General features: G+C 66.3%; 21 protein-coding genes. 8 read left to right on the top strand and 13 right to left on the bottom strand.

Annotation, left to right across the window (positions count from 1 at the left end; translation table 11 throughout):
- Positions 1-1075 precede the first annotated feature (1075 nt).
- Positions 1076-1504: a hypothetical protein gene (locus WKW82_RS16400; protein ID WP_340343376.1), complete on the bottom strand. Its 429-nt coding sequence runs from the start codon at positions 1502-1504 to the stop codon at positions 1076-1078.
- 237 nt (positions 1505-1741) lie between these two features.
- Here WKW82_RS16400 and WKW82_RS16395 point away from each other — a divergent pair, with 237 nt between their 5' ends.
- The 3 genes from WKW82_RS16395 (at position 1742) to WKW82_RS16385 (ending at position 3742) form a co-directional block, all read left to right on the top strand.
- Entirely contained in the window at positions 1742-2200 is a 459-nt protein-coding gene (locus tag WKW82_RS16395; RefSeq protein WP_340343375.1) for a DUF995 domain-containing protein, read from the top strand.
- Between the two features lie 192 nt (positions 2201-2392).
- Entirely contained in the window at positions 2393-3370 is a 978-nt protein-coding gene (locus WKW82_RS16390; RefSeq protein WP_340343374.1) for a ferritin-like domain-containing protein, read from the top strand.
- Between the two features lie 102 nt (positions 3371-3472).
- A complete protein-coding gene (locus tag WKW82_RS16385) occupies positions 3473-3742 on the top strand; it encodes a hypothetical protein (protein ID WP_340343373.1) in 270 nt (89 codons plus the stop codon).
- A gap of 94 nt (positions 3743-3836) precedes the next feature.
- On the opposite strand, the gene WKW82_RS16380 is transcribed toward WKW82_RS16385, so the two are convergent.
- From WKW82_RS16380 to WKW82_RS16335, 10 genes are read right to left on the bottom strand one after another with little or no spacing between them, the layout of a single operon-like run.
- Positions 3837-4826 carry an NAD(P)H-dependent flavin oxidoreductase gene (locus tag WKW82_RS16380; protein WP_340343372.1) on the bottom strand — a complete coding sequence of 330 codons (990 nt, stop codon included), beginning with the start codon at positions 4824-4826 and terminating at the stop codon, positions 3837-3839.
- A gap of 12 nt (positions 4827-4838) precedes the next feature.
- Positions 4839-6101, bottom strand: coding sequence for a CaiB/BaiF CoA transferase family protein (locus WKW82_RS16375; RefSeq protein ID WP_340343371.1), 1263 nt, complete (start codon positions 6099-6101; stop codon positions 4839-4841).
- 30 nt (positions 6102-6131) lie between these two features.
- Positions 6132-7679, bottom strand: coding sequence for an AMP-binding protein (locus WKW82_RS16370; RefSeq protein WP_340343370.1), 1548 nt, complete (start codon positions 7677-7679; stop codon positions 6132-6134).
- Positions 7676-8497 carry an SDR family oxidoreductase gene (locus WKW82_RS16365; protein ID WP_340343369.1) on the bottom strand — a complete coding sequence of 274 codons (822 nt, stop codon included), beginning with the start codon at positions 8495-8497 and terminating at the stop codon, positions 7676-7678. Before WKW82_RS16365 ends, WKW82_RS16370 begins: the two co-directional genes overlap by 4 nt.
- Complete coding sequence (locus WKW82_RS16360; RefSeq protein ID WP_340343368.1) at positions 8494-9702, bottom strand: ABC transporter substrate-binding protein; 1209 nt, start codon at positions 9700-9702, stop codon at positions 8494-8496. Before WKW82_RS16360 ends, WKW82_RS16365 begins: the two co-directional genes overlap by 4 nt.
- Positions 9699-10346, bottom strand: a complete 648-nt coding sequence (locus WKW82_RS16355; protein ID WP_340343367.1) for a TetR/AcrR family transcriptional regulator — start codon at positions 10344-10346, stop codon at positions 9699-9701. The genes WKW82_RS16360 and WKW82_RS16355 overlap by 4 nt, the downstream gene beginning before the upstream one ends.
- Positions 10346-11293 carry a branched-chain amino acid ABC transporter permease gene (locus tag WKW82_RS16350; protein WP_340343366.1) on the bottom strand — a complete coding sequence of 316 codons (948 nt, stop codon included), beginning with the start codon at positions 11291-11293 and terminating at the stop codon, positions 10346-10348. Before WKW82_RS16350 ends, WKW82_RS16355 begins: the two co-directional genes overlap by 1 nt.
- A 4-nt stretch (positions 11294-11297) precedes the next feature.
- Positions 11298-12167, bottom strand: coding sequence for a branched-chain amino acid ABC transporter permease (locus tag WKW82_RS16345; RefSeq protein ID WP_340343365.1), 870 nt, complete (start codon positions 12165-12167; stop codon positions 11298-11300).
- Positions 12167-12907, bottom strand: coding sequence for an ABC transporter ATP-binding protein (locus WKW82_RS16340; protein WP_340343364.1), 741 nt, complete (start codon positions 12905-12907; stop codon positions 12167-12169). Before WKW82_RS16340 ends, WKW82_RS16345 begins: the two co-directional genes overlap by 1 nt.
- Positions 12891-13610 carry an ABC transporter ATP-binding protein gene (locus WKW82_RS16335; RefSeq protein ID WP_340343363.1) on the bottom strand — a complete coding sequence of 240 codons (720 nt, stop codon included), beginning with the start codon at positions 13608-13610 and terminating at the stop codon, positions 12891-12893. The genes WKW82_RS16340 and WKW82_RS16335 overlap by 17 nt, the downstream gene beginning before the upstream one ends.
- 480 nt (positions 13611-14090) lie before the next feature.
- Between WKW82_RS16335 and WKW82_RS16330 the strand changes: the two genes are divergently transcribed.
- The gene (locus WKW82_RS16330) at positions 14091-15566 is read left to right on the top strand and encodes an NAD(P)-binding domain-containing protein (RefSeq protein ID WP_340343362.1); all 1476 of its coding nucleotides are present in this window, start codon (positions 14091-14093) and stop codon (positions 15564-15566) included.
- Between the two features lie 56 nt (positions 15567-15622).
- Here WKW82_RS16330 and WKW82_RS16325 read toward each other — a convergent pair whose 3' ends face one another.
- Together WKW82_RS16325 and WKW82_RS16320 are read right to left on the bottom strand one after the other, a co-directional pair.
- Positions 15623-16753 (bottom strand): zinc-binding dehydrogenase, encoded by a 1131-nt coding sequence (locus WKW82_RS16325; RefSeq protein ID WP_340343361.1) that lies wholly within the window; start codon positions 16751-16753, stop codon positions 15623-15625.
- Positions 16754-16930: 177 nt separating this feature from the next.
- Positions 16931-18373 carry an aldehyde dehydrogenase family protein gene (locus WKW82_RS16320; RefSeq protein ID WP_340343360.1) on the bottom strand — a complete coding sequence of 481 codons (1443 nt, stop codon included), beginning with the start codon at positions 18371-18373 and terminating at the stop codon, positions 16931-16933.
- Positions 18374-18681: 308 nt separating this feature from the next.
- Between WKW82_RS16320 and WKW82_RS16315 the strand changes: the two genes are divergently transcribed.
- Genes WKW82_RS16315 through WKW82_RS16300 form a run of 4 tightly spaced genes read left to right on the top strand, consistent with a single transcriptional unit; the run spans position 18682 to position 21994 of the window.
- Complete coding sequence (locus WKW82_RS16315) at positions 18682-19599, top strand: NAD(P)-dependent oxidoreductase (RefSeq protein ID WP_340343359.1); 918 nt, start codon at positions 18682-18684, stop codon at positions 19597-19599.
- Between the two features lie 23 nt (positions 19600-19622).
- The gene (locus WKW82_RS16310; RefSeq protein ID WP_340343358.1) at positions 19623-20000 is read left to right on the top strand and encodes a carboxymuconolactone decarboxylase family protein; all 378 of its coding nucleotides are present in this window, start codon (positions 19623-19625) and stop codon (positions 19998-20000) included.
- Between the two features lie 60 nt (positions 20001-20060).
- Positions 20061-21032, top strand: coding sequence for a Bug family tripartite tricarboxylate transporter substrate binding protein (locus tag WKW82_RS16305; RefSeq protein ID WP_340343357.1), 972 nt, complete (start codon positions 20061-20063; stop codon positions 21030-21032).
- Positions 21032-21994 carry an amidohydrolase family protein gene (locus tag WKW82_RS16300; protein WP_340343356.1) on the top strand — a complete coding sequence of 321 codons (963 nt, stop codon included), beginning with the start codon at positions 21032-21034 and terminating at the stop codon, positions 21992-21994. Before WKW82_RS16305 ends, WKW82_RS16300 begins: the two co-directional genes overlap by 1 nt.
- The last annotated feature ends 6 nt before the right edge of the window (positions 21995-22000 follow it).

Here is a 22000-nt window from a genome sequence, read left to right as displayed (position 1 = left end):
GACGCACCGCCCGAGCGCTTGTCCAAGGCGTGCGCGAACGGCACGCAAGTTGCTCACGACAAGTGTTCGTGGCCATCGCGCAGCGACCGCTGCCCTGGCTTGGTGCGTCGAATGTCTCCTCCACCCTTCCTTGGTGGATTTGGTCCTCGGGGTTCGCACTCCGAGGATCTTTCTTGCGCACCCGCGCAGCGGGGGACGAGGCAGTCGCCCGACGATTCAAAAGACGGCCCAGCGCATTCAGGGGCACGCCCTGCGCGAGCCCTCGCCCATCGCAAAGAGGCGCGCAAGGACTCCCGGCTGACGCAAGGCGTAAGCCCGCGTGGCAGCGACATGCACAAGGTCGCGGAAGGCGGAGCGATTGGAACCGACAAGGCTGCAATGTCCGGCGAGCGCAGGGCAGAGACACGCGACATGCGTCGACCTGGAAAGCCCAAGCCGACGCAAGGCGGCACGCCGAAGCAGGTTGGGCGCAGCGGTCTTCGCTGCCGGCCAGCTTCCAGCGAAGCTCTGGCTTGCCCCGACGCTAGTTGAGGCCGACGGCAGGCGCCATGGCCGTTCGTACGCGAAGTTGCGCTGGCGACGCACTGCTTGGGCGGTCGCCATCGTCAACGTCCCGAATCGGCCTCCAGTCATCCCATTCACACGCTGCTGGATCTCTCAACATCTTTCCCTCAGCGGATCCGGTCGGGGATGCTGCGTTTCGCTTTCGCTTCGCGCGGCTTCGCGTCAGGGCCGACGCCAACGTGCCATAGAGCTGATGGATCGCTGTTCCGACACGTTCGACTCCGGCATGGGTCAAGGGCTGCTCGACATGGATAAAGCGGGTCATGGATTCCTCCAATGGGAAAGTCAGGTTCAGACCGACCCATATTAGGGTTTGTACCTATCCATGACAAGTTCTTACTCGTGATGGTTGCCATCACGCTGCGTGATCTCTCTCGGGGCTGGAACGCAGATGACGGCCTTGGGCCAACTCGAGATCGGTGCCTGCGACGAGGTCAGGCCCCCAACGTTGACCAGTCGTCCTCACAAAGAGGCAATGCCAAAAATGGGAGCCCTTGCTCCCAGGACGCTGTCATGAACACACCAGACGCATGGCTTCGATGCGTCCGCCGAATCCGAGCTTGCGGATCAACCCACCCTCGCGGCTGTTGGCCGGAAAGTTGACGACGCGATCGCGAAACATGCTGTGCTCGTACACCTGCAGCGTGGCCTTCGGACCGACCGTCACGCTGTCGATCTGGCGCTTGAGTTGCTGCGCAGTACCTTTGTCGAGCGTCGCCAGTTCCGCCGGGCCAACCAGGGTCGCCATGTCGCCCTGGAAGTTGCGGTCCGAATAGAACTGCGCCCAGCACCCGGAACTCAGCGCTGGGTCGGTCACCACCACAGGCACCAGCAGGATGGTCGGATCAGGCTGGTTGGCGGTGGCTGCGACCTTGGGCGCGGGGCTGGAACAGGCTGCGAGCGTGACCGCTGCTGCGATCACCATGGCTTTGCAAATCATGTGTTCGTTCTCTGGGAGTCAAGGAAGCGGTCAGCGTAGCGGCGGCGCACGCCGTTCACCTTGCCGAACGCGCAATCGACGCGTAGGACTCCAGCGCTTCTCCTTGACGTATGGCCTGGCGATTCGGTTGGGTCCAGTGGCCGAATGGCCGGTGGCGGCCGGCGACCGATCACGCCAGACTCGACGCTGCGGATCATTGCCAACCCCGTCTCCCTGACCCTATCAAGGAACAAGTTCATGCGAGTCTCGATCACGAAATGGATCCCCGCCCTGCTCCTGCCATTGCTCGCTACCGAAGGGGCCGCCCAGTCCGACATGGTGCTTCGCGACCTGGAGTCGAAGAGCCCCAGGAAGCTGTCGAAGGAGGAGGTGACGGAGCTGCTCACCGGCGCCAAGATGAGCAGGATCAGCGGTCGAGGAAACGTGCACTACTGGAGCAACGATCCGGGCGGCAGCTTCGTCATTTCATCGGACAACCGCGGTGCGGGTGCCGTGGGTTCGGTGGGTCGACCGTCGACCTCGCCTGGCAAATGGCACATCTCCGATGATGGGCGGTACTGCGTGCTGATCGAATGGAAAGGCGTACCCACGGAAGAATGGTGCCGGTACATCCTGCAGACCACCGATGGCTACTACGCGGTGCGTTCCGATACCGTCGGAACCGAACGGGTCTTCAAGCTCGAGATCAAGAAATAGCGCGTTGTGCGTCTCGCCTGTCCGACGGCGAACCGACCGCGCGACGGCAACTCCTTGAGGGCGGCAAGCCGAATACCTACAGCGGCCATGAGGCGCGGATGACGAGCGTCTCGACTCCCGGTGCCCATATTGCAGGGTCTTCTTCATCCCCGGCAATCGGCCGCCTCGCACGAGGCATTTCAAGGAGTCAGCATGGCAACAGACGACGGCGCATTGGGCGTCGGCACACCGAATCGCGATCCCATCACGGGCACCCCGGGGGCGCATCCGGTAGGCACCGGCCTGGGGGCGACGGGCGGCGCACTCGCGGGCGCTGCGGCCGGCTCGCTGGCAGGTCCTGGCGGAACGCTTGTCGGGCTGGTGGCGGGAGCCATCATGGGCGGCCTGGGTGGCAAGGCCGTGGCCGAGGCGGGCAACCCGACGCAGGAAGATGCGTACTGGCGCGAGAACTATCAGAAGGAAAGCTATTACGACGCGGGCCGGTCCTACGACGACTACCGGCCTGCCTATGCCTTGGGCTGGTCGGGTCGTGCCGAGCGTGGCGTCGACTACGACGTGGCCGAGCCCGCGCTGGCGAGCGAATGGGAAACCCGCCGGGGCAGCTCGAACCTCGACTGGGAACAGGCACGGCCGGCGACTCGCGCGGCATGGGAGCGGGTCGATGACACTTACCACGGCAAGCAGGCGAATGGCAGCGACATCGTCAACCATGAGGACCTCACCGACGAGGGGGTCGTGGATGTGCTCAACGACCTGCTGGAAAACGCACGCGATGGCGAGTACGGTTTCCACACCTGCGCGGAGCAGGTCGAGACAGCCAGCGCGAAGCAGTTGTTCGCGAGCCGCGCCGAAGGATGCCGCCTGGCCGGCGAGCAGCTGATCGCGCTGATCCGTCAGTACGGCGGTGAGCCTGCCGAGGGCGGCACGGCGGCCGGCGCCCTACACCGCGGGTGGGTCCAACTCATGGGCGGCGTGGGTGCCGACAGCGAACTGTCGATCCTTGAATCATGCGAACGCGGGGAGGACACCGCGATCGCACGCTACCGCAAGGCGCTCAAGCAGAGCCTGCCCGCCGATGTGCGTTCGGTGGTGCAGCAACAAGCCGACGGCGCGCAGAGGAACCACGACCAGATCCGGGATCTGAGGAACGCCGCGCGAGCAAGCAGTTGAACGAGCTGCATCCAACAAGCCCTATTGCCTATTGAAGGGACGAAACCAATGGAACCCATGAAGCCAATGAAGCCAATGGAGCCAATGAGGCCGATGGAGCCTATGAAGCCGATGGCCCCGCCAGACAGCAGTTGGTGGCCCGCAGGGCTGAGCGACCCGTCGAGCAGCGGCCAGCAGGGCGGCATGCGCTATGCATACTTCCCCGAGCAAAGACGCTTGGCCGTAGAGAGCGATGGCCGCGTGACGCAATACGACACGGGCGACCATCGCATCACCGGCGTGTCGCAGGCCAGCGGGTCCGCCCCCGGCGGCGCCACCTTCACGAGCCAGGACGGAGAAGTCGACTTGTCGACGCTCAAGCGCGTGGATTGAAGATTGCGCGGCTCGAGGTCGACCTGTCGACGCTCAAGCGCGTAGCTTTAACTTTGCGCGGCAGGTGGACGTCGTCAGAAGCGCCGCATGCCGCTCAAGCGAATTCCTCTTCGGCCACCAGCTCGCCGAGCCGTCCCCGGATGATCGAATTCGCCTCCTTCATGATGCGCCGGACAAGGTCCCCGGCCGCAGGAATGTCGTCGATCAGGCCAGCCACCATGCCGCAGCTCCATGCGCCGGCATCCATCTGGCCTTCGTACATCACCTTGGGATACACGCCCGCGACTTCAGGGGCGATGTCGCTGAACTGGATCGTCCCGCCCAGCGTACGTTCCTTCTGCAGCAGGCGTTCCACGGCCGCATTGGTGAGGACCCGCTCCGTATTGCGCAGGGGACGAAGGACCAGCCGTGTATCCAGCTCGGACGCCAGCACGATGGCGTTCTTGACGTTCTGGTGAACCGGTGCCTCTTCGGTGGCGAGGAAACGGGTGCCCATGTTCACACCATCGGCGCCCAGGGCGAGCGCCGCCACCAAAGAGCGACCGTCGGCCATGCCGCCCGAAGCGATGAACGGAATCCTCAGCGCCTGCGCCGCCAGGGGCAACAGGATGAAGTTGGGGATGTCGTCCTCGCCGGGATGACCGCCGCATTCGAAGCCGTCGACGCTCACCGCATCGCAGCCGATCTTCTCGGCCTTGAGGGCATGCCGGATCGACGTGCATTTGTGGATCACCTTGACGCCTGCGGCTTGCAGCGCGGGTAGCACCCGCTCGGGGTTGTTGCCCGCCGTCTCGACGGCCTTCACGCCGCCCTCGATGATGGCGCGGACATAGCCTGGGTAGTCCGGCTGCTTCACGCTCGGCAGGAAGGTGAGGTTGACGCCAAAGGGCTTGTCCGTCATCTCGCGGCAGCGCCGGATCTCCTGCGCCAGCTTTTCTGCCGTGGGCAGCGTCAGCGCGGTGATCATGCCCAGGCCGCCGGCGTTGGAGACGGCTGCAGCCAGGGGCGCAAGGCCCACGCAGTGCATGCCGCCCTGGACGATGGGGTGTTCGATGCCAAACAGTTCAGTGATTCGTGTCTTCATGATGGTTCCAAGTCAGTTGAAAAAAGAAAGGGCGCCGGACTCCCGCAGCCCCTGGATACGTGAATCGTCAAAGCCAGCGGCGCGTAGCACGTCGACGCCCTGCGCTCCCAGCCGCGGCGCGGGCTGCAGTCGGGCGGCCTGTGCGTGCGGCCAGACAGTGGGCGTGCCCAGCGTGCGCTGTCGCCCTTCGCTCGGATGGTCTTCCTCGCCCAGCAGCCCGGTGGCGTGCAGGTGAGGGTCATCGAGCAGGTCGTCGAGGGTCGCCGGAACCTGGTTGGGGATGTCGAGCTTGTCCAGCAGTTCCACCCATTCGCGCGTCGAGCGCGTGCCCATCACTTCGCCGACAAAGCCGTAGATCTCGTGGATGCTCCGCGAGCGGGCCGCCTGCGACGAGAAACGAGGGTCTTGCGTGAAGCGCGTGCCCTGCCCGATCGCGCCAAGGAATCGCTGCCAGTGCGCGTCGTTGTAGATCAGCACGCAGAGGTGGCCGTCCGCCGTCTTGTAGGGCCGTCTGTTTTCCGACAACAGCCGGTCGTAGCCAGCCTTGCCCAGCGCCGGCATGAAGGTCTCGCCGGCCAGGTGGTCGGCCAGCACGAAATGCGCAACGCACTCGAACATCGGCACCTCCACCTGCGTGCCGCGCCCGGTGCGTTCGCGCTGGTACAAGGCAGCGGTCACCGCATAGGCGAGGTGCAGGCCCGTCACCCTGTCGGCCAACGAGACAGGCATATAGCGCGGCTCACCTCCGACATGCTGCTGCATCAACCACGCAACGCCGGCCGCCCCCTGGATCAGGTCGTCATAGGCCGGCTTGCCCGCGTAAGGCCCGCCAGAGCCGTAGCCGGTCGCCACCACGTGAATCAACTTGGGCATCCGTTCGCGCAGCGAATCCGCATCCAGGCCCAACCGCTTCAACGCTGCCACGCGCACGTTCGTGACGAACACATCCGCAGTGCGCAACAGCTCGAGCAGCGCATCGCGTGCGCTGGCCTGCTTCAGGTCGAGCGCCACGCTTTGCTTGCCGCGGTTCCCGTGCAGGAAGACATGGCCCATGCCTTCGGTGCGCGCCACGCCGGCCGAGCGCACGTTGTCGCCTTCCGGCGCCTCGATCTTGATGACCTCGGCGCCCAGCCCGGCCAGCGTCAGCGTCGCCAGGGGCCCGAGCACCACCGTGCTCAGGTCGATGATCCGCACGCCCGACAGCGGCAATGTTGCGCGCCCGTCCGCGACGCCCGCCGGCTTCGTGGCGATTTCTGGTTGGCTGATGCCTGGCATCGATCGCTCCTCGATTCGCTCGCGCATGGATCAGCTCGTGGCCACCGCGGCGCTGCGCGCCAGGAAGGCATCGCGAACGCGCCGCTTGTAGACCTTGCCCGTGTCCTCGCGCGGCAGGCTGGCTTCGACCGTGACGAACTTCGGCACCTTGTAGCCGGCCATGCGTTCGCGCACGAACTCGCGCACGGCGCTCTCGTCGATGTCCTGGCCGGCCACCGGCTGCACGGCGGCCACCAGGGCCTCGCCCCACTCGTTGTCGGGCACACCGAACACGGCGCAATCGACCACGCCAGGCATGCGCGACAGCACGGCCTCGATCTCGGCCGGATAAATGTTCACGCCACCGGAGATGACCATGTCCGACTGCCGGCCGGAGATGAAGAGGTAGCCGTCATCGTCCAGATAGCCCATGTCGCCGACCGTGACCAGGCCGTCCCGCTCGATCTTCGAGCGCGCCTCGGCGTTGTTGATGTAGCTGAAGTCTGGCGATGCCGGTTGCCGGCCATGGATGACGCCGATCTCGCCCTTGCCCAGCGCCTGCCCGCCCTCATCGAAGATCCTGACCACGGCGGCACCCACCGGCCGGCCGACCGAGCCGGGCTTGCGCAGCCATTCCTCGGCCGTGATGAAGGTCAGGTAGCCGGTCTCGCTCGACGCATAGGCCTCGTGGATCACCGGGCCCCACCAGTCGATCATGGCGCGCTTGACGCTCGCCGGGCAGGGCGAACCCGTCGAGGCCACGAACTGCACCGAGCTCAGGTCGTACTGCTTGCGCTTCTCCAGCGGCAGGTTCAGCAGGCGCTGGTACATCGTCGGCACCAGGTAGAGGTGCGTGATGCGTTCCTCGCTCACCCGCCGCAGGATCTGCTCGGCATCGAAGCGCGGTTCCAGCCGCAGCCACGCCCCGACCCGTGCGCACGCCGCCGCGTAGTTGCCCGGTGCGCTGTGGTACAGCGGCGCCGCGAGCAGGCAGCGCGATTGCGGGGTGACGCCGAGCACCTGGGTGCTGAGTTCGGCGGTGGCGGCAGCCTGCTTCACGGCCTGCGCTTCCGGCAACGCAATGCGCACGACGCCCTTGGGGCGGCCGCTGACGCCCGATGTGTAGGGCATCAATCCCTTGGCCCGCTTGGGCTGCGTGGTGCTTTCCGTTTGCGCGCGCAGCCAGCCCTCCCATTCGAGTGCGCCGCGAGGCAGGTCCGTTTCGTCGGCAAGGCCGTACATCTCGCGCGTCATGGCGCGGGGCTGCACGGCAATGACTGCGAGCCCTTGCGGGAGACCGGCCGCGACTTGCGGAATCAGGTCCGCGTGAATGACCAGCGCCTTGGCCCCGGAATCGCGCAACACCCAGCCCGCCTCTTCGTCCTTGAAGTGCCAATTCAGGCCGCACCAGTAGGCGCCCAGGTGGCCGGCGGCCAGGATGGCCTCCATGGCCTCGGGCTCGTTGCGCATCATGACGGCCACGACGTCGCCCTCCCCCACCCCCAGCGCTGCGAGGCCCGAGGCTGCTCTCAGCGCGCGTCCGCGGACGACGCTGGCCGGGATTTCCGCGTCGTCGAATGCCAGTGTCGGGTAGCTCATGCTGTGGCCCTTTCCTTGCTGGCCTCGACCATGGCGTCGGCTTCGGCCACGAGCTTCGGCGAATAGCGCCCAAGGTTGAGACCGCCATCCACGGGGATCACCTGCCCGGTCACCATCGCGGACCCTGGCGACGCCAGGAACTGCGCGACGGCCGCAATCTCGTCCTTGCGGGCCCAGCGGCCCATCGGAACGATCTCGGTGAGCTCCTTGGCCGCCTGTGGCGTCGGTGCCAGCCGGACCATGCCCTCGGTGTCGGACACCGGCCCCGGCGCGATCGAGTTGATGCGGATGCCGTCGCCCGCCCACTCCATGGCCAGCGTGCGGGTCAGCATGTCGATGCCGGCCTTGGCCGCGCAGACATGGCTCTGCATCATCATCGGCACGTACGCCTGCGAGGCGGAGATGTTGATGATCGAGGCACCGGGCTTGCGCAGGAACTCGTGCGCCGCATACAGCACATGGAAAGTGCCGATGAGGTCGATGTCGATCACGGTCCGAAAGCCCTTGGGCGACATGCCGAGCGCAGGCGCACGGAAGTTGCCCGCGGCACCCGAGATCAATACGTCGATGGCGCCGAAGCGCGCATGGAATCCGCTCAACGCGTCCTTGACCGCGTCGAACTCGCGCACATCGGCCGACCAGCCGGCGGCACGTTGCCCATTGAGCGACCCGAGGCGCTCGATGGCCGCATGGACCTTCTCGCTGTCGCGCGACAGCACGCCGACATTCGCCCCGGCCTTCGCAAAGGACTCGGCAATCGCCAGGTTGATGCCGCTGGTGCCGCCGGCGACAAAGACGTTGAGTGTTGAAGTGGTCATACCGAAAGAGCCTTTCCAAAGGGGATCCATGCATTGCCATCGAAACGTTGCAGCCACAGGTGGCCATACAACTCGTGGTCCTTCTCGCTGGTGCTCAGCGTGATGCCGGGCATGAGCAACGGGGTCGACAGGCCGGAGAGACTGCTGGCCTGCTTCATGATGTTTTCGCGCGTCAGGTCGTCGCCGCAGCGCCGCAGGATGTTCTCCAGCACCTGCGCCGCCGTGTAGCCACCGCCGACGAGCGAGTCGCTCGCGTCGGCCTCCGGCAGCCATTTCTTGAGGAACTCGCGCAGCCCGACCACGCCGGGGTCCTTGTCGAACTGCGGGTCGGAGACAGGCTTGTTGTAGACGCCGGTGATGGCGCCCTTGCCCGCGTCGGCGCCGGCCGGCCGCATGATCGCGGAGAGCGATGAACTGCCCAGGGGCAGGATGACCTGCGGCTTCCAGCCGATGTCGTTGGCCTTCTTCATCGACTGCACGGTGAACTTGCCGTTGGACAACGAGATGAACACGTTCGCACCGCTGCCCTTGAGGCTCACCACCTGCGAGTCGACCGACGCATCGGTCGTCTCGTAGGTGCTCTGCGCAACGATCATGTCCTTGGCCTTGTCGCCCAGGCCGGCCTTGATGCCCGCCAGGTAGTCGCGGCCGAAGTCGTCGTTCTGCATCAGCACGGCAACCTTGGCCGTGGGCATGTTCTCGAGGATCCAGCGCGCGTAGACACGCCCCTCGGCGTTGTAGGTGGGCATGCCCGAGATCGCGAAGGGTGCGCTGGCCACGTCGTTCCACTTGTTCGCGCCGCTGAAGATGAGCAGTTGCGGAATCTTCTTGCCGTGGAGGTAGCGATGGATTGCGTTGTTGGTCGCCGTGCCCACCGTCTCGAAGATGAACGACACCTCGTCCTGCTCGACGAGCCGGCGCGTCAGCTCCAGCGCCTTGCCGGGGTTGTAGCCGTCGTCGTACTGGATGAGCTTGATGCGGCGGCCGTTGATGCCGCCCTCTTCGTTGACCTTGTTGAAGTAGGCCTGCGAGGTCTTGCCCAGCGTGCCCAGGATCGACACCGGGCCGCTGAACGGCATCGTCGATCCGATCCTGATCTCGGTATCGCTCACGCCCGGGCCGTAGCGCTTTTGCGCCAACGCGGGCAGCGGTGCTGCCATTGAAGCGATCGCGCCGAGCACGACCGTACGACGATTCAATTTCATGGGGTCTCCTTGACCGGTTTCGAAGTGGAACGAGAGGGCTTCTGCGCGTCCGCATGAAGCCCCACGAACAGCCAGCGCATCGTGTTGCGATAGGCCTCACGCGCGCTGTCCGCGCTGGAAAACTTGCCCGCCATGTAGAGCACGCACACGCCGTGTGCGGCCGACCACAGCGAATGGGTCACCTCCTCGATGTCGTCCGGCGCGAGGCCGGCGGCGATCAGGTCCGTCGACTGGCGCGACAGGATCTCCCTGGCGCGGGCGCTCTGGAAGGCGAGCTCCGGGTACTGGTCTTCGTCGGGCTGCGTCATGTCGAAGATCAGTCGGTAGGCATTGGGTTCGGCAATGGCAAAGCCGAGGTAGGCCGTGCCGATGGCGCGGGCGCGGGCCGTCGGTGTCTTGCCGCTGTCGAACGCCGCCTCGATCGTGTCGGAGAAGCGCGAGAAGGCGGCGGCCCGCACGGCCGCCAGGATCTCGGCCTTGTCCTTGAAGTAGCGGTACGGCGCCATCGGGCTGAGGCCGAGTTCGGCGCCCAGGTCGCGCATGCTCACACCGTTCACGCCGCGCTCGACGAACAGGCGTTCGCCGACTTGGCAGATGAGTTCGCGGGTCTCCTGGCGCTCTTCAGGTGTCTTTGCGCGTGGCATCAGAGGCTCCTCTTGTTGCGAAGTGGAAGACGCAGCATCCCGGCAATGCCGCGCGGCTGGAGGAACACGACAAGCAGGATCGCCATGCCGAAGACCGCCCAGGGCGCCGCGGTGGAAACCCGGTCGGCCACCGATGGAATGAACTGCACGAAGACGGCGCCGATCCAGGGCCCCAGCGCCGTGCCCAGCCCGCCCACCACCAACCCCGCCACCATGGTCAGCGACAGGAACAGGGTGAAGCTATCTGGCGTGACGAGCTGGACGTTGAGCGCATACAGCCCACCGCCAATGCAGGCACACACCGCGCTCAGCACGAAGGCCAGCGCCTTGCTGCGCGGCACGTCGATGCCGCAGCCTGCCGCAGCCACCGTGTGGTCGCTGAGCGCGCGCAGCTCCAGCCCGAGCCGGCCGCGTGCCAGGCGCCGGACGGCCAGCACCACTGCGATGGCCAACGCCAACGCCACCCAGTACATCCACGTGTCCTGGTTGACCCAGGGCTCGAGCCAGGCCGGCGGCGCCGGGCGATCGAGCTGCAGGCCTTGCGCCCCGCCGGTCCAGCGCTCGACCGCCGCATTGCGCACCAGTTGCGGCACGGCCAGCGCAATGGCGAAGGTCGCGAGCGCCAGGTAGGTGTGTTCCAGCCGCAGGATGGGCTTGCCGATCACGAAGGCCAGCATGGCCCCCGCCACGCAAGCCAGCGGCAGCGCGCTCCACCAGGGCAGTCCTGCCTCCGCCAACATCGCGGTGCCGTAGGCGCCGATCGCGAAGAAGGCGCCATGGCCGAGCGAAGGCTGGCCGGCCATGCCCGTCAGCAGGTTGAGCCCGACCAGCGCGATGCCCAGGCCGATCGTCTGGGTCAGCTGGAAGGTGAGGAAGGCCGGCACGAACAGCGGCAGCAATGCAGCAAGCACGGCGACGGCAAGAAGGGATCGATTGGAAGTGTTCATGGCATCAGACTCGCTTTGCACTGGGACGACCGATCAGCCCTTCGGGGCGCCAGACCAGCATGCCGACGATCAGCACCATGGCCACGGTGAGCTTGAGTTGGGTGCCGACGACGTAGGCGCCCAGCAGGTTCTCGACCACGCCGAGGACCAGGCCGCCGATGACCGCACCGGGCACGCTCTGGATGCCGCCCATCAGGGCGGCGGCGAAGCCGTAGATGAGCACGCCGCTCATCATGTGCGGGTCGAGGTAGAGCTGCGGCGCGACCATCATCCCGGCCACCGCGCCGATGGCTGCCGCCAGGCCCCAGCCGAATGCGGCCATGGCCGGCGTCGAGATGCCGCTCAGGCGGGCGGAGCCCGGGTTCTGCGCCGCGGCGCGGATGGCCAGCCCCATCGCGGTGAAGCGGAAGAAGGCCCACAACAACCCGAGCAGCACGGCCGTGACGGCGGCCACGCCCACCTGGTGGCCGGACACCAGCCCGCCCGCCAGCGCGCCGTCCGGGAAGGGGCTAGGCAGCTCGCGCACGTCATGCCCCCAGACGTAGCCGGTGAGGCTGTGAATGACCATGAACAGGCCGATGAAGGCCGCCACGGTCGCCATCGGGGACGCGGCGCCGAGGCGTCCGATCACCCAGCGCTCGAGGCTGGCGGCCAGCAGGAACGCTGCGCCGATGGTGAGCGCGAAGGCCACCCAGTACGGCACCCCCGCTTGCAGCAGTGACCAGGCGACATAGGTCGTCAAGGTGGCCATCTCGCCCTGCGCAAAATTGACGTGGCTGGTGCTGCGGTAGACGATGACCAGCGCCAGGCCGATCAGCGCATAGGCACAGCCCGTGGTCAGGCCCGCGACGATTTGATTGACGAGCGCTTCCATCAGTGGGCTCCCAGGTAGGCGTCGCGCAACGCGTCGCTGCCGCGCAGTTGCGAAGCGGGGCCGCTGGCCACCACCGCGCCCGTTCGCAGCACATAGGCGTCGTCCGCCAGCGCCAGCGCGATCTCGATGTTCTGTTCGACCAGCAGGATGCCCATGCTGGTTTCCGACTGCAGCCGGCGCAGCAGCCGCATGACCTCGGCCGCGACGCGCGGCGCCAGTCCGAAAGACGGTTCGTCCAGCAGCAGCACCTTGGGCTTGGCCATCAAGGCACGGCCGATGGCCAGCATCTGCTGCTCGCCGCCCGAGAGGCTGCCGGCGCGCTGCGTGCGCCGCTCGGCAAGCCGGGGCAGCCAGCCGTAGATGCGCTCCAGGGTCTCGGCGGCCCCCTCCCGGGTCGGCCTGGCGAAGCAGCCGACGCGCAGGTTCTCCTCGACGCTCAGGTCGATGAAGGTGCCACGGCCTTCGGGCACATGCGCAACCCCGAGACGCGCGATCTGCTCGGTGCGCCGGCCCGACAGGACCTCCTGGCCGAACATGACCGAACCGGTGAACTTGACCATGCCGCAGATGGCACGCATCAGCGTGGTCTTGCCGGCACCGTTGGCGCCGAGCAATGCGGTGATCCGGCCTTCCCGGATGGCGAGCGACACGTCGCGCGCGACGGCCGGTCCGCCGTAGCCCGCGGTCACGCGGTCCACCTTGAGCAGGGTGGTGGGTTCCACCTCAGTGATCTGCGTCATCGCCAGCTCCAAAGTAGGCCGCCTGCACGGCCGGGTTCGCACGAACTTCGATGGGGGTGCCCGCGGCAATCAGCTTGCCGAAGTCGAGCACGAAGAGGTGCTCGCACAAGCTCATCACCAGGCTCATGTCGTGCTCCACCAGCAGCACGGCCCCACCCCGGTTCCTGAACTCGCGCATGCGCGTGGAGAACTCGGTGATCTCGCTGCCCGTCAGTCCCGCTGCGGGCTCGTCCAGCAGGAGCAGCTTCGGCTTCGCGACGGTGGCGCGTGCCATCTCGACGCGCTTGCGGGTCCCCAGGGAGAGGACGTTGACCGGCTCGTCGGCGACCTCTGCGAGCCCGAAGTCGTCGAGGGCCGCATCGACCGCAGCGCGCAGGCCCGCATCGTCGTGGGCGTGGATGGCGCCGCAGGTGACGTTCTCCCGAACCGACAGTTTGTGAAACAGCGCCAGGTTCTGGAAGGTGCGCGCCAGCCCCGAGCGCGCACGCCGGTGCTGCGGCCAGCGCGAGACGTCCCTGCCGTGCCACAGGATGCGGCCGGCGCTGGGCACGATCGTCCCGGTGATCGCGTTGATGGCCGTCGACTTGCCCGCGCCGTTGGGCCCGATCAGGCCGTAGATGCGTCCTGGCTCGACGGCCAGCGAGACGCCCGAAAGCGCATGCACGCCGCCGAAGGACATCCCAAGTTGTTGAATCTCGAGCACTTGTACCGCCTGTCTCTGAGTGGTTCGGATTTGCCAACCCGACCGGAGATCGGGTGGCAATCGAGCTCATCGCGGTTGGATTCGATGAGTTGCGTACAGTGTAAACAATAATAGTTTATGGTGTAAACCACAAAGACATAGGGATTACCCGTGGACCGTCTGCACTCGGTTCCGTACGGGCTCAGTCCCCGCATCCGAGCGAGGAACTACTCGGCGCAGGCCTCATCGGCAGGCGCGCCGAACAAGGCCCGCATGGAGAGCGGACCAACACGGGGTCGGTCACCTCCTCCAGCGGCGGGACTTGCTCCCTTACGCATGCGAGCCAGTGCCTCGCGGTGTGAGTGCCATCGCGGCCATCCAATCGCACCGAAGCGGACGTTGACAGGGGACGCATCGAGCGAAACAGCCGTTGACCGCAACGAGCTGCCATCGCATATTTCGCGCAAGGATTGGAAGAGGCTTGGAATCCCAAGCCCATGAATGGCATTGGAAGTGCGCCGGATGAATGCTTCTGGCGTGCGCAGAAGGAAATCGCGATGTACAGCGTTTCGTTCGGTGCAGAGGCGCATTTGTGCCCTTGCGAGGCGGTCGCCCCAGCCGCGCACCCTGACGGCAAGCCTGGTGCGGCTTGGCGCAAGCTCCCGGTGCAGTTGCGGTCGCGCGGGAGCAGCTTCTGCTGGCCGCACCAGATCACAGGGGCGCGGCATGTCCACTGAGCGCGTCGAAACCATCGTGATCGGCGGCGGTCAGGCGGGGTTGGCCATGAGCTACCACCTCGGGCAACTGGGTGGTGAGCACGTCGTGCTCGAGCGCGGAGAACTTGCAGAGCGTTGGCGCAGCGAGCGCTGGGATTCGTTGCACTTCCAGTCTCCGAACTGGAACATGAACCTTCCGGGTTGGCCCCGGATGACGGCCGACCCACAAGCCGACCCTGATGCCTTTTCGCCGCTGCGCGAGGTGACCGACTACATCGAACGCTATGCGGCGAACATTCGCGCTCCCGTGCGCACCCAGTGCGCGGCGCTCTCGCTCACACGCAAGCCGGGGTCGCGCGAGTTGCAGGTGCAGACCGACGGCACCCTTTACGTGGCGCACAACGTCGTCGTGGCCACCGGCCCCTACCAAGTTCCGCGCGCGACACCTGCACTTGGCGCAGGCGTGTTCGAACTCCATTCGACCCAGTACCGCAATCCCATGCAACTGCCTGACGGCGCTGTGCTCGTGGTCGGCAGCGGGAACTCCGGCGTCCAGATTGCCGAGGAACTGTGCGGCGCCGGCCGGCGTGTGTTCCTGTCCGTCAGCTCGCACGAGCGGATCCGGCGCCGCTACCGCGGGAAGGATTGCATCTGGTGGCTGGTCGCAACGGGCTCCACCGATTCAACGCTTCGCGAGTGGACAGGCGCTCGCCTGTCTCGTTTGATGACCGGTGTGAATGGCGGGCATGACATCGACCTGCGCCGACTGGCGGCCGGAGGGATCGTGCTGATCGGCCGCGTCAACGCTGCCGAGAATGGCAGGATCGCCATCGCCGACGATCTGGCCTCCAGCATGGCGCACGGCGACGAGTCCCTGAATGCATTCACGCGTCGATGCGACGACGCGGCTCGCATGCAGCAATTGGATCTGCCTCCGGCGGACCCGCCCGCCGACCCGATGCCAGATCCGCCGGAGCTTCAGGCGCCCATCCGTACCGTCGATCTCGTTCGCGAGGGCATCCACACGGTGATCTGGGCCAACGGCGCGCAGGCGGACTTCGGTTGGATCGACCTTCCGGTTTTCGGCCAGTCACCCGGATCGAAGAAGACACCTGTGCACGAGCGCGGCGTGACCGCCGAAGCGGGTCTGTATTTCCTGGGCCTGCCTTGGCTGCACAAATGGAAGTCGGCCTTCCTCTTCGGCGCGGATGAGGACGCGGCCTACCTGGCGGCGCATATCGGCTCGCAGAAGAGGAATTGATCGAGGTGCCATGGCGGTCGAATGCAGGGCCTTCCAGCGGATGTCTTCCGGCCCTTTCAGCCGTGCGGTCGCAGGATCTGCCGCAGCACTTCACCATGCTCCAGCCGGTCGAGGTTCAGGTTCAGATCGTCGAAGCCGAAGCTGCCGCTCATCAGGCGTTCGACCGGGAGCCGTCCCTCCAGGTAGTAGCGCATGTAGAGCGGCAGGTCGCGCTGCGGGACACAACTGCCCATCAGCGAGCCGCGGATGACTTTCTCTTCGCCGACCAACGCGGTGTGCGGATACGGGTACATGTCGCCCGATGCACCCATGCCCACGCAAATGATCTCGCCGCCCTTGCGCGTGATCGCATAGGCCGTTGCCATGCCGGGCTTGCTGCCCGACATTTCCAGCGCAAAGTCCACGCCGCCGCGCGTGAGGTCGCGCACGGCCTCCACTGCGTTGTCGTCGCGCGCCGAGACGGTGTGCGTGCAACCCAGTTCCCGTGCGAGCGCGAACTTGGAAGGGTTGATGTCGATGCCCACGATGGTCGAGGCGCCGGCGATCCGTGCGGCCATCACCGCATTGAAGCCCACGCCGCCCAGGCCAACCACGGCCACGCTCTGGCCCGGGCGCACCTTGGCCGCGTTGAACACGCAGCCGGCGCCGGTCACGACAGCGCAGCCGAACAAGGCCGCCACATCGAACGGAATCGCAGGATCGGCCTTGACCAATGTGCCCGGCACCGTCACCGCGTATTGGGCAAACGAGGACACCCCGCTGTGGTGAAACAGGCCCATGCCCCCGCGCGCCAGACGCCGCGCGCCGGTCATCAACAACCCCTTGGCGCGCGAAGCACCCACCAGGTCGCACAGCACCGGGCGGCTGTTCACACAGTAGTCGCACGCGCCACAGCCCGAACCCACGGTCATGACGACATGGTCCCCCGGCTTGAAGGCGGTCACCCCGCGACCAACCTCGCGCACGATGCCAGCGCCCTCGTGGCCCATCACCACCGGCAGCGTGCGCTTGCGCAGGCCGGCCACCTGGGACAGGTCGGAATGGCACAAGCCGGCCGAGCGCACTTCGACCAGGACCTCGCCCTCGCCCGGCCCCTCCAACGCCACTTGCTCGATCTTCAACGGCTGGCTGTCGGCGTAGGGCGCTGGCAAGCCCTGCTCGTAGAGGACGGCGGCGGTCATCTGCATGTCGTGACCCTCCCGCTCATATCAGTTTTCCACCACGCTATCGCGTGAGCCGCGACGCATGAAACCCGGGCGAGCGATGCCTGTTCGTGGGCACCCACGGAACCGGCTTTGCCGGGCCGTTGGGTGCGCCCCCTTGAGGGGGAGGCGCCGCAGGCGCTTCGGGGGTGGGTTTTCATTTCAGTTCAGAACGAACAATCGTTCTTCGGTCATGTCGCGGATCGAGAACTTCGGCCCCTCGCGGCCGATGCCGCTGTCCTTCACGCCGCCATAGGGCATCTGGTCCGAGCGCCAGCGCGACGTGCCGTTCACGATCACGCCACCGGTGCGGATGGTGCGGATCGCCGACAGCGCCAAGTCCAGCGAGTTCGTGTAGATGCCGCATTGCAGGCCGTAGGCGCTCTCGCTGATCGCGGCGAACAGCGGCGCGATGTCTTCGTACGGCTGGATGCTGAAGGCCGGGCCGAAGATCTCGTCGGACACCACGCGCATGTTCGGGTTCACCTGGCTCAGCACGGTGGCGCCGAGTTGGGCGCCGCGGCGCGTGCCCGCGCGCAGCGCGCAGGCGCCCTCTTCCACGGCCTCAGCGACCATCCGTTCCACGCGGATCGCGGCCTCTTCGTCGATCAGCGTGCCGACCTCGGTTGCCATGTCGAGCGGATCGCCAAAGCGGATGGCGTCCACCTCTTGCAGCACCGCGTCGACAAAGCGGTCGTGCACGCGCTTGTGCACGTAGATGTTCTGCACCGACACGCAGCTCTGGCCTGCCAATGCCACACCATTGCGCGCGCATGCCTTCGCAGCTTCGGCGATGTCGGCATCGTGGTGCACGAAGGTCGGCCCCACGCCGCCCAATTCCAGCGCCACACGCTTCATGCCCACGGCATCGCGGATCATCTTGCCGACGCGGATCGAGCCCGTGAAACTTACGAAGTCCACGCGTGGATCGCTGACGATCCTGGGACCCACGGTATCGCCATAGACGGTGTTGATGGCGCCGGCCGGAAAGCCTGCCTCCAACACCGTCTCGACCAGTTGATGCACGCACAGCGGTGCCTTGGGTGAAGGCTTGAGCACCAGCGCATTGCCGGCCGCAAGGGCCGGGCCGAGCTTGTGCGCGGTCAGGCTGATCGGGCCATTGAAGGGCGTGATGGCCGTCACCACACCGACCGGATAGCGCATCATCATTGCGATCTTGCCGGCACCGATGCTGCTGGCGTCCATCGGGATGTGCTCGCCCTGGATGCGCACGGCCTCTTCGGCGCACAAGTGGATCAGCTCGGCTGCGCGTTGCGTCTCGACGATGGCATCGCGCAACGCCTTGCCGGTCTCGCGCGCCATGGTGCGGCCGATCTGCTCGGTGCGCGCCGCCACCAGGTCGGCAGCGCGGTGCAGCAGGCGAGCACGTTCATGCCCCGGCAGTGCTGCCATCGCAGTCTTCGCCTTGCGCGCGGCTTCCAATGCGTCCTCGCCGTCCCGCAGTGACGAGATCGGGGCCAGCGCGATGACATCGCCGCGGTAGGGATCACGTACATCGTGTGTCTGCTCGGCTTCGCGCCATTGACCGTCGATCTGCATGCGGATGCGAACAGGGGGTGCGCTCGATTGTTCCTGGGTGCTCATGAGGTCTCCTTTGCGGGGCAGTGTAGGAAGCGCTCCGCGCCGCGGTCCATGGCGAAATGCGAGAGCCCGCGTCCCGAAAACCGGAACACATGCCCGGCCGCCCTGCGCGCACATCGTTTCGATTCCGCGGACGCGGCTTGCCGAAAAACGCCATGGACGCTGAGCGGCCGCCATTCCTAGACTGCGGCCACTGCGTCGAGACACAAGCTCACAGCGCCTTGCAGCAAGCGACGCCGTATCGAGTTGCCGCAAGACCCCAGAACCGCGCCGTGAGATGGCATCCACCAAATCTTCCGAAAGAACACAGCATGCAATTGGCATTCATAGGCTTGGGCACCATGGGTGCCGGCATGGCCCTCAATCTCATCAAGGCCGGGCACGACGTCGCGGTTCATGACCTTCGCAAGGAGAGCGCCACGCGCCACCTCGACGCGGGTGCGCGCTGGGCCGCGACGGTGGCCGAGGCCGCTGCAGGCGCGCAGGTTGTGTTCACGTCCGTGCCCGGGCCCAAGGAGATGCGCCAGGTTGGCGCCACGCTGCTGGACGCCTTGGCGCCGGGCAGTACCTGGTTCGACCTCTCCACCAATTCGCCCAGCGTCGTGCGCGAAGTCCACAAGGGCTTCGCCGAGAAGGACATCGCGTTGCTCGACGCCCCCGTCAGTGGCGGCCCAATCGGTGCCAACGCCGGCAAGCTGGCCATCTACGTGGGCGGCGACCAAGCAGTGTTCGAGCGCTACAGGTCCCTGCTGGACGTCATCGGCGACCAGGTGCTGCATGTGGGCGACATCGGCGCCGGCAACGTGGCCAAGCTCGTTCACAACTGCGCCAGCATCACCATGCGCATGATGATCGCCGAGGTGTTCAGCCTGGGTGTCAAGGGTGGCATGGAACCGCTGGCACTGTGGCACGCGGTGCGCCAGGGCGCCATTGGCCGCTCGCGCACCTTCGACCGCATCGGTGACCAGTACCTGCAGGACAAGTACGAACCGGCCAGCTTCGCGCTGAAGCTGGCGCACAAGGACTTGACGCTGGCACTGGACCTTGGCCGCGAACTCGACGTGCCGATGAAGTATGCAGAGCGTGCGATGGAGGACTTCCAGGCTGCCCTCGACCGCGGCTGGGGCGACCGCGATTCGCGCTCGCCGATGCAACTGATCAACGAACGCGCCGGCGTCCAGATCAAGGTGTCCGCAGAGGACGTGAAGAAGACGATGGCCCGCGCTTGACCCGCACTTTCAAGGAGAACTTCATGGACGCCAAACAAGCCGGTCGCAAGATCATGAACGAGCTCATGGGAGAGGGCTACGTCGAGGGCAAGGACAAGAAGAAGAATGCGTTCACCGGAGTGCTGAACGACTACTCGGAAGAGGTGTGCTTCGGCCGCGTCTGGGCGCGCGGCGTGATCGAGCCCAAGCTGCGCAGCATCCTGAACATCACGATGCTCACGGCGCTGGGCCGGCCGAACCAATTGCGCAACCATCTCGAAGGCGCATTGAACAACGGTGTCACGGTCGATGAGCTGCGCGAGATCCTGCTGCACACGGCCGTCTACTGCGGGCTGCCCGCCGCGGGCGATGCCTTCAAGGTGGCGGAAGAAGTGCTCAAGGGCCGCAAGCTGATCGACTAGACGAATGCGAGTGACTCAGCGAGTGATTCACAGGGGACAGGGCCGGCACAGAGGACAAGCATGAAAAGAAGATATTTCCTGAGTCTCCCTGCGGCCCTGCTGATCTCTGCCGGCAATGTCCACGCGCAAGGCGAGCGCTTTCCGAGCCGGCCGATTCAGGTGATCAGCACCGCGTCGCCGGGCTCGCAATCCGACACCCTGTTGCGCTTCCTCGCGGCCGAGGCGGGCAAGGCACTGGGCCAGCCACTGGTGGTGGTTTCCAAGCCCAGCGCGGCCGGCACGATCGGCGCTGACCAGGCCAAGCGTGCGCCGCCGGACGGTCACACCTTGATCTTCGGCGGCAACACGGTGATGGCGGCCAACGTCCACCTGATCAAGAACCTCGGCTACGACCCGGTGCGCGACTTCGAAGCCATCACCCTGGTGACGACCAACCCGCTGGTGCTGGTCGTCCGGTCCAGCCTGCCGGTCAAGACGCTGCCCGAGTTCATCGCCTATGCCAAGACGCGGCCAGGCCAACTGAACTACGGTGTCGGCAATGCCGGCAACAAAGTGGCGGTGGGTCTGCTGGAATCGTTGACCGGCATCAAGACCGTGGAGATCGGCTTCAAGGGCGCCTCCGATGCCATGTCGGAACTGATCGCGGAGCGCCTGGACTTCTACGTCAGCGACCCGCTGATCGCCGACCCCTTCCTGAAGCAGGGCAGCATCCGGGCGCTGGCCGTCACGGCGCCGGTTCGACTGCCATCGATGCGCGCGCTGCCCACGATGCCGGAGGCCGGCGTTCCAGGCTATCAGGCCATCACGACCTTCCTGGGCTTCTACGCGCCGCGCGGCACACCGAAGACCGCGATCACCGCACTGCACGACGCCTTCGTGCAGGCCATTACAAGCCCGCAAGGCCAGGAGCAGTTCGTCAAGATGGGCATGGTCGCCAAGACCTCCTCGCCCGAGGAACTGGCCGCCTTCACACGCGAGCAGATCGCGATCTGGGCTCAGCTCGTCAAGGTCTCGGGCATGCAGGCGCAGTGATGGCGGCACCGGCGCTTTCCATCGTCGACAGCCACCACCACCTCTGGATGCGCGATGGCCAGCGCTATCTGCTGGACGAATTCGCTGCCGACATTGCAGACTGCGGCCACGACATCGCCGCCACGGTCTATGTGGAGTGCGGCGCGATGCTGCGCCGCACGGGGCCCTCGCATCTGCGTTGCGTGGGCGAGGCGCAGTTTGTCGCTGGGGTGGCCGCCATGAGCGAAAGCGGGCTCTTTGGGCCGGCGCGCATCTGCGCCGCCTTCGTCGGCGCCGCCGACCTGTCGCTGGGCGCAGAGGTCGACGAGGTGCTGGATGCCTTGCATCAGGCCAGCGCTGGCCGGCTGCGCGGCATCCGCGGCGCGGTCGCCTCCGACCCGGACCCCGCGATCAACGTCGGTGGCCGCGCCCATGCGCCGGCAGGGCTGATGCGCGATGTGCGCTATCGCGCTGGCGTGGCGCGGCTGGCGGCACGCGGCCTGGTCTACGACGCCTGGCAGTACCACCCGCAACTGGTGGAACTCTGCGAGCTCGCAGACGCGTTTCCCACACTCACGATCGTGGTGAACCACTGTGGAGGGCCGTTGGGCATCGGCCCCTACCGGCGTGAGGACAACTTCGCACCCTGGCGCACGCTGGTTGCCGAACTGGCACGTCGTCCGAATGTCTGCATGAAGCTGGGCGGCATGTCACGCAAGCGCTGCGGCTTCGATTTCGAGGACCGCGTATCGCCGCCTTCGATTGCCGAACTGGTGCAGGCCTGGCAGCCATACATGCAGACCTGCATCGAACTGTTCGGCGCCGACCGTTGCATGTTCGAGAGCAATTTCCCGCCCGACCAGGTGGCGGGCAGCTACGGCGACGTCTGGACGGCGTTGCTGCGCACGCCTGCAGGCTGCTCCGATTCGCAACTGCGCGCGCTGGCCGGTGGCACGGCCAAACGCGTGTACCGCATAGGCTGAAGGCTG

The organism is Variovorax rhizosphaerae (assembly GCF_037889975.1).
GTDB lineage: Bacteria > Pseudomonadota > Gammaproteobacteria > Burkholderiales > Burkholderiaceae_C > Variovorax > Variovorax rhizosphaerae.
The sequence above is the reverse complement of the archived record's forward strand: the minus strand, read 5'-3'. Positions and strand labels throughout refer to the sequence as shown.

Coding starts and splice junctions, on each gene's coding strand:
- WKW82_RS16340 (WP_340343364.1), bottom strand. CDS start 12,907: ATGACGCAGATCACTGAGGTGGAACCCACCACCCTGCTCAAGGTGGAC.
- WKW82_RS16310 (WP_340343358.1), top strand. CDS start 19,623: ATGGACGCCAAACAAGCCGGTCGCAAGATCATGAACGAGCTCATGGGA.
- WKW82_RS16375 (WP_340343371.1), bottom strand. CDS start 6,101: ATGCCAGGCATCAGCCAACCAGAAATCGCCACGAAGCCGGCGGGCGTC.
- WKW82_RS16370 (WP_340343370.1), bottom strand. CDS start 7,679: ATGAGCTACCCGACACTGGCATTCGACGACGCGGAAATCCCGGCCAGC.
- WKW82_RS16350 (WP_340343366.1), bottom strand. CDS start 11,293: ATGAACACTTCCAATCGATCCCTTCTTGCCGTCGCCGTGCTTGCTGCA.
- WKW82_RS16400 (WP_340343376.1), bottom strand. CDS start 1,504: ATGATTTGCAAAGCCATGGTGATCGCAGCAGCGGTCACGCTCGCAGCC.
- WKW82_RS16315 (WP_340343359.1), top strand. CDS start 18,682: ATGCAATTGGCATTCATAGGCTTGGGCACCATGGGTGCCGGCATGGCC.
- WKW82_RS16330 (WP_340343362.1), top strand. CDS start 14,091: ATGGCATTGGAAGTGCGCCGGATGAATGCTTCTGGCGTGCGCAGAAGG.
- WKW82_RS16395 (WP_340343375.1), top strand. CDS start 1,742: ATGCGAGTCTCGATCACGAAATGGATCCCCGCCCTGCTCCTGCCATTG.
- WKW82_RS16345 (WP_340343365.1), bottom strand. CDS start 12,167: ATGGAAGCGCTCGTCAATCAAATCGTCGCGGGCCTGACCACGGGCTGT.
- WKW82_RS16360 (WP_340343368.1), bottom strand. CDS start 9,702: ATGAAATTGAATCGTCGTACGGTCGTGCTCGGCGCGATCGCTTCAATG.
- WKW82_RS16365 (WP_340343369.1), bottom strand. CDS start 8,497: ATGACCACTTCAACACTCAACGTCTTTGTCGCCGGCGGCACCAGCGGC.
- WKW82_RS16300 (WP_340343356.1), top strand. CDS start 21,032: ATGGCGGCACCGGCGCTTTCCATCGTCGACAGCCACCACCACCTCTGG.
- WKW82_RS16325 (WP_340343361.1), bottom strand. CDS start 16,753: ATGCAGATGACCGCCGCCGTCCTCTACGAGCAGGGCTTGCCAGCGCCC.
- WKW82_RS16385 (WP_340343373.1), top strand. CDS start 3,473: ATGAAGCCGATGGCCCCGCCAGACAGCAGTTGGTGGCCCGCAGGGCTG.
- WKW82_RS16320 (WP_340343360.1), bottom strand. CDS start 18,373: ATGAGCACCCAGGAACAATCGAGCGCACCCCCTGTTCGCATCCGCATG.
- WKW82_RS16305 (WP_340343357.1), top strand. CDS start 20,061: ATGAAAAGAAGATATTTCCTGAGTCTCCCTGCGGCCCTGCTGATCTCT.
- WKW82_RS16390 (WP_340343374.1), top strand. CDS start 2,393: ATGGCAACAGACGACGGCGCATTGGGCGTCGGCACACCGAATCGCGAT.
- WKW82_RS16380 (WP_340343372.1), bottom strand. CDS start 4,826: ATGAAGACACGAATCACTGAACTGTTTGGCATCGAACACCCCATCGTC.
- WKW82_RS16355 (WP_340343367.1), bottom strand. CDS start 10,346: ATGCCACGCGCAAAGACACCTGAAGAGCGCCAGGAGACCCGCGAACTC.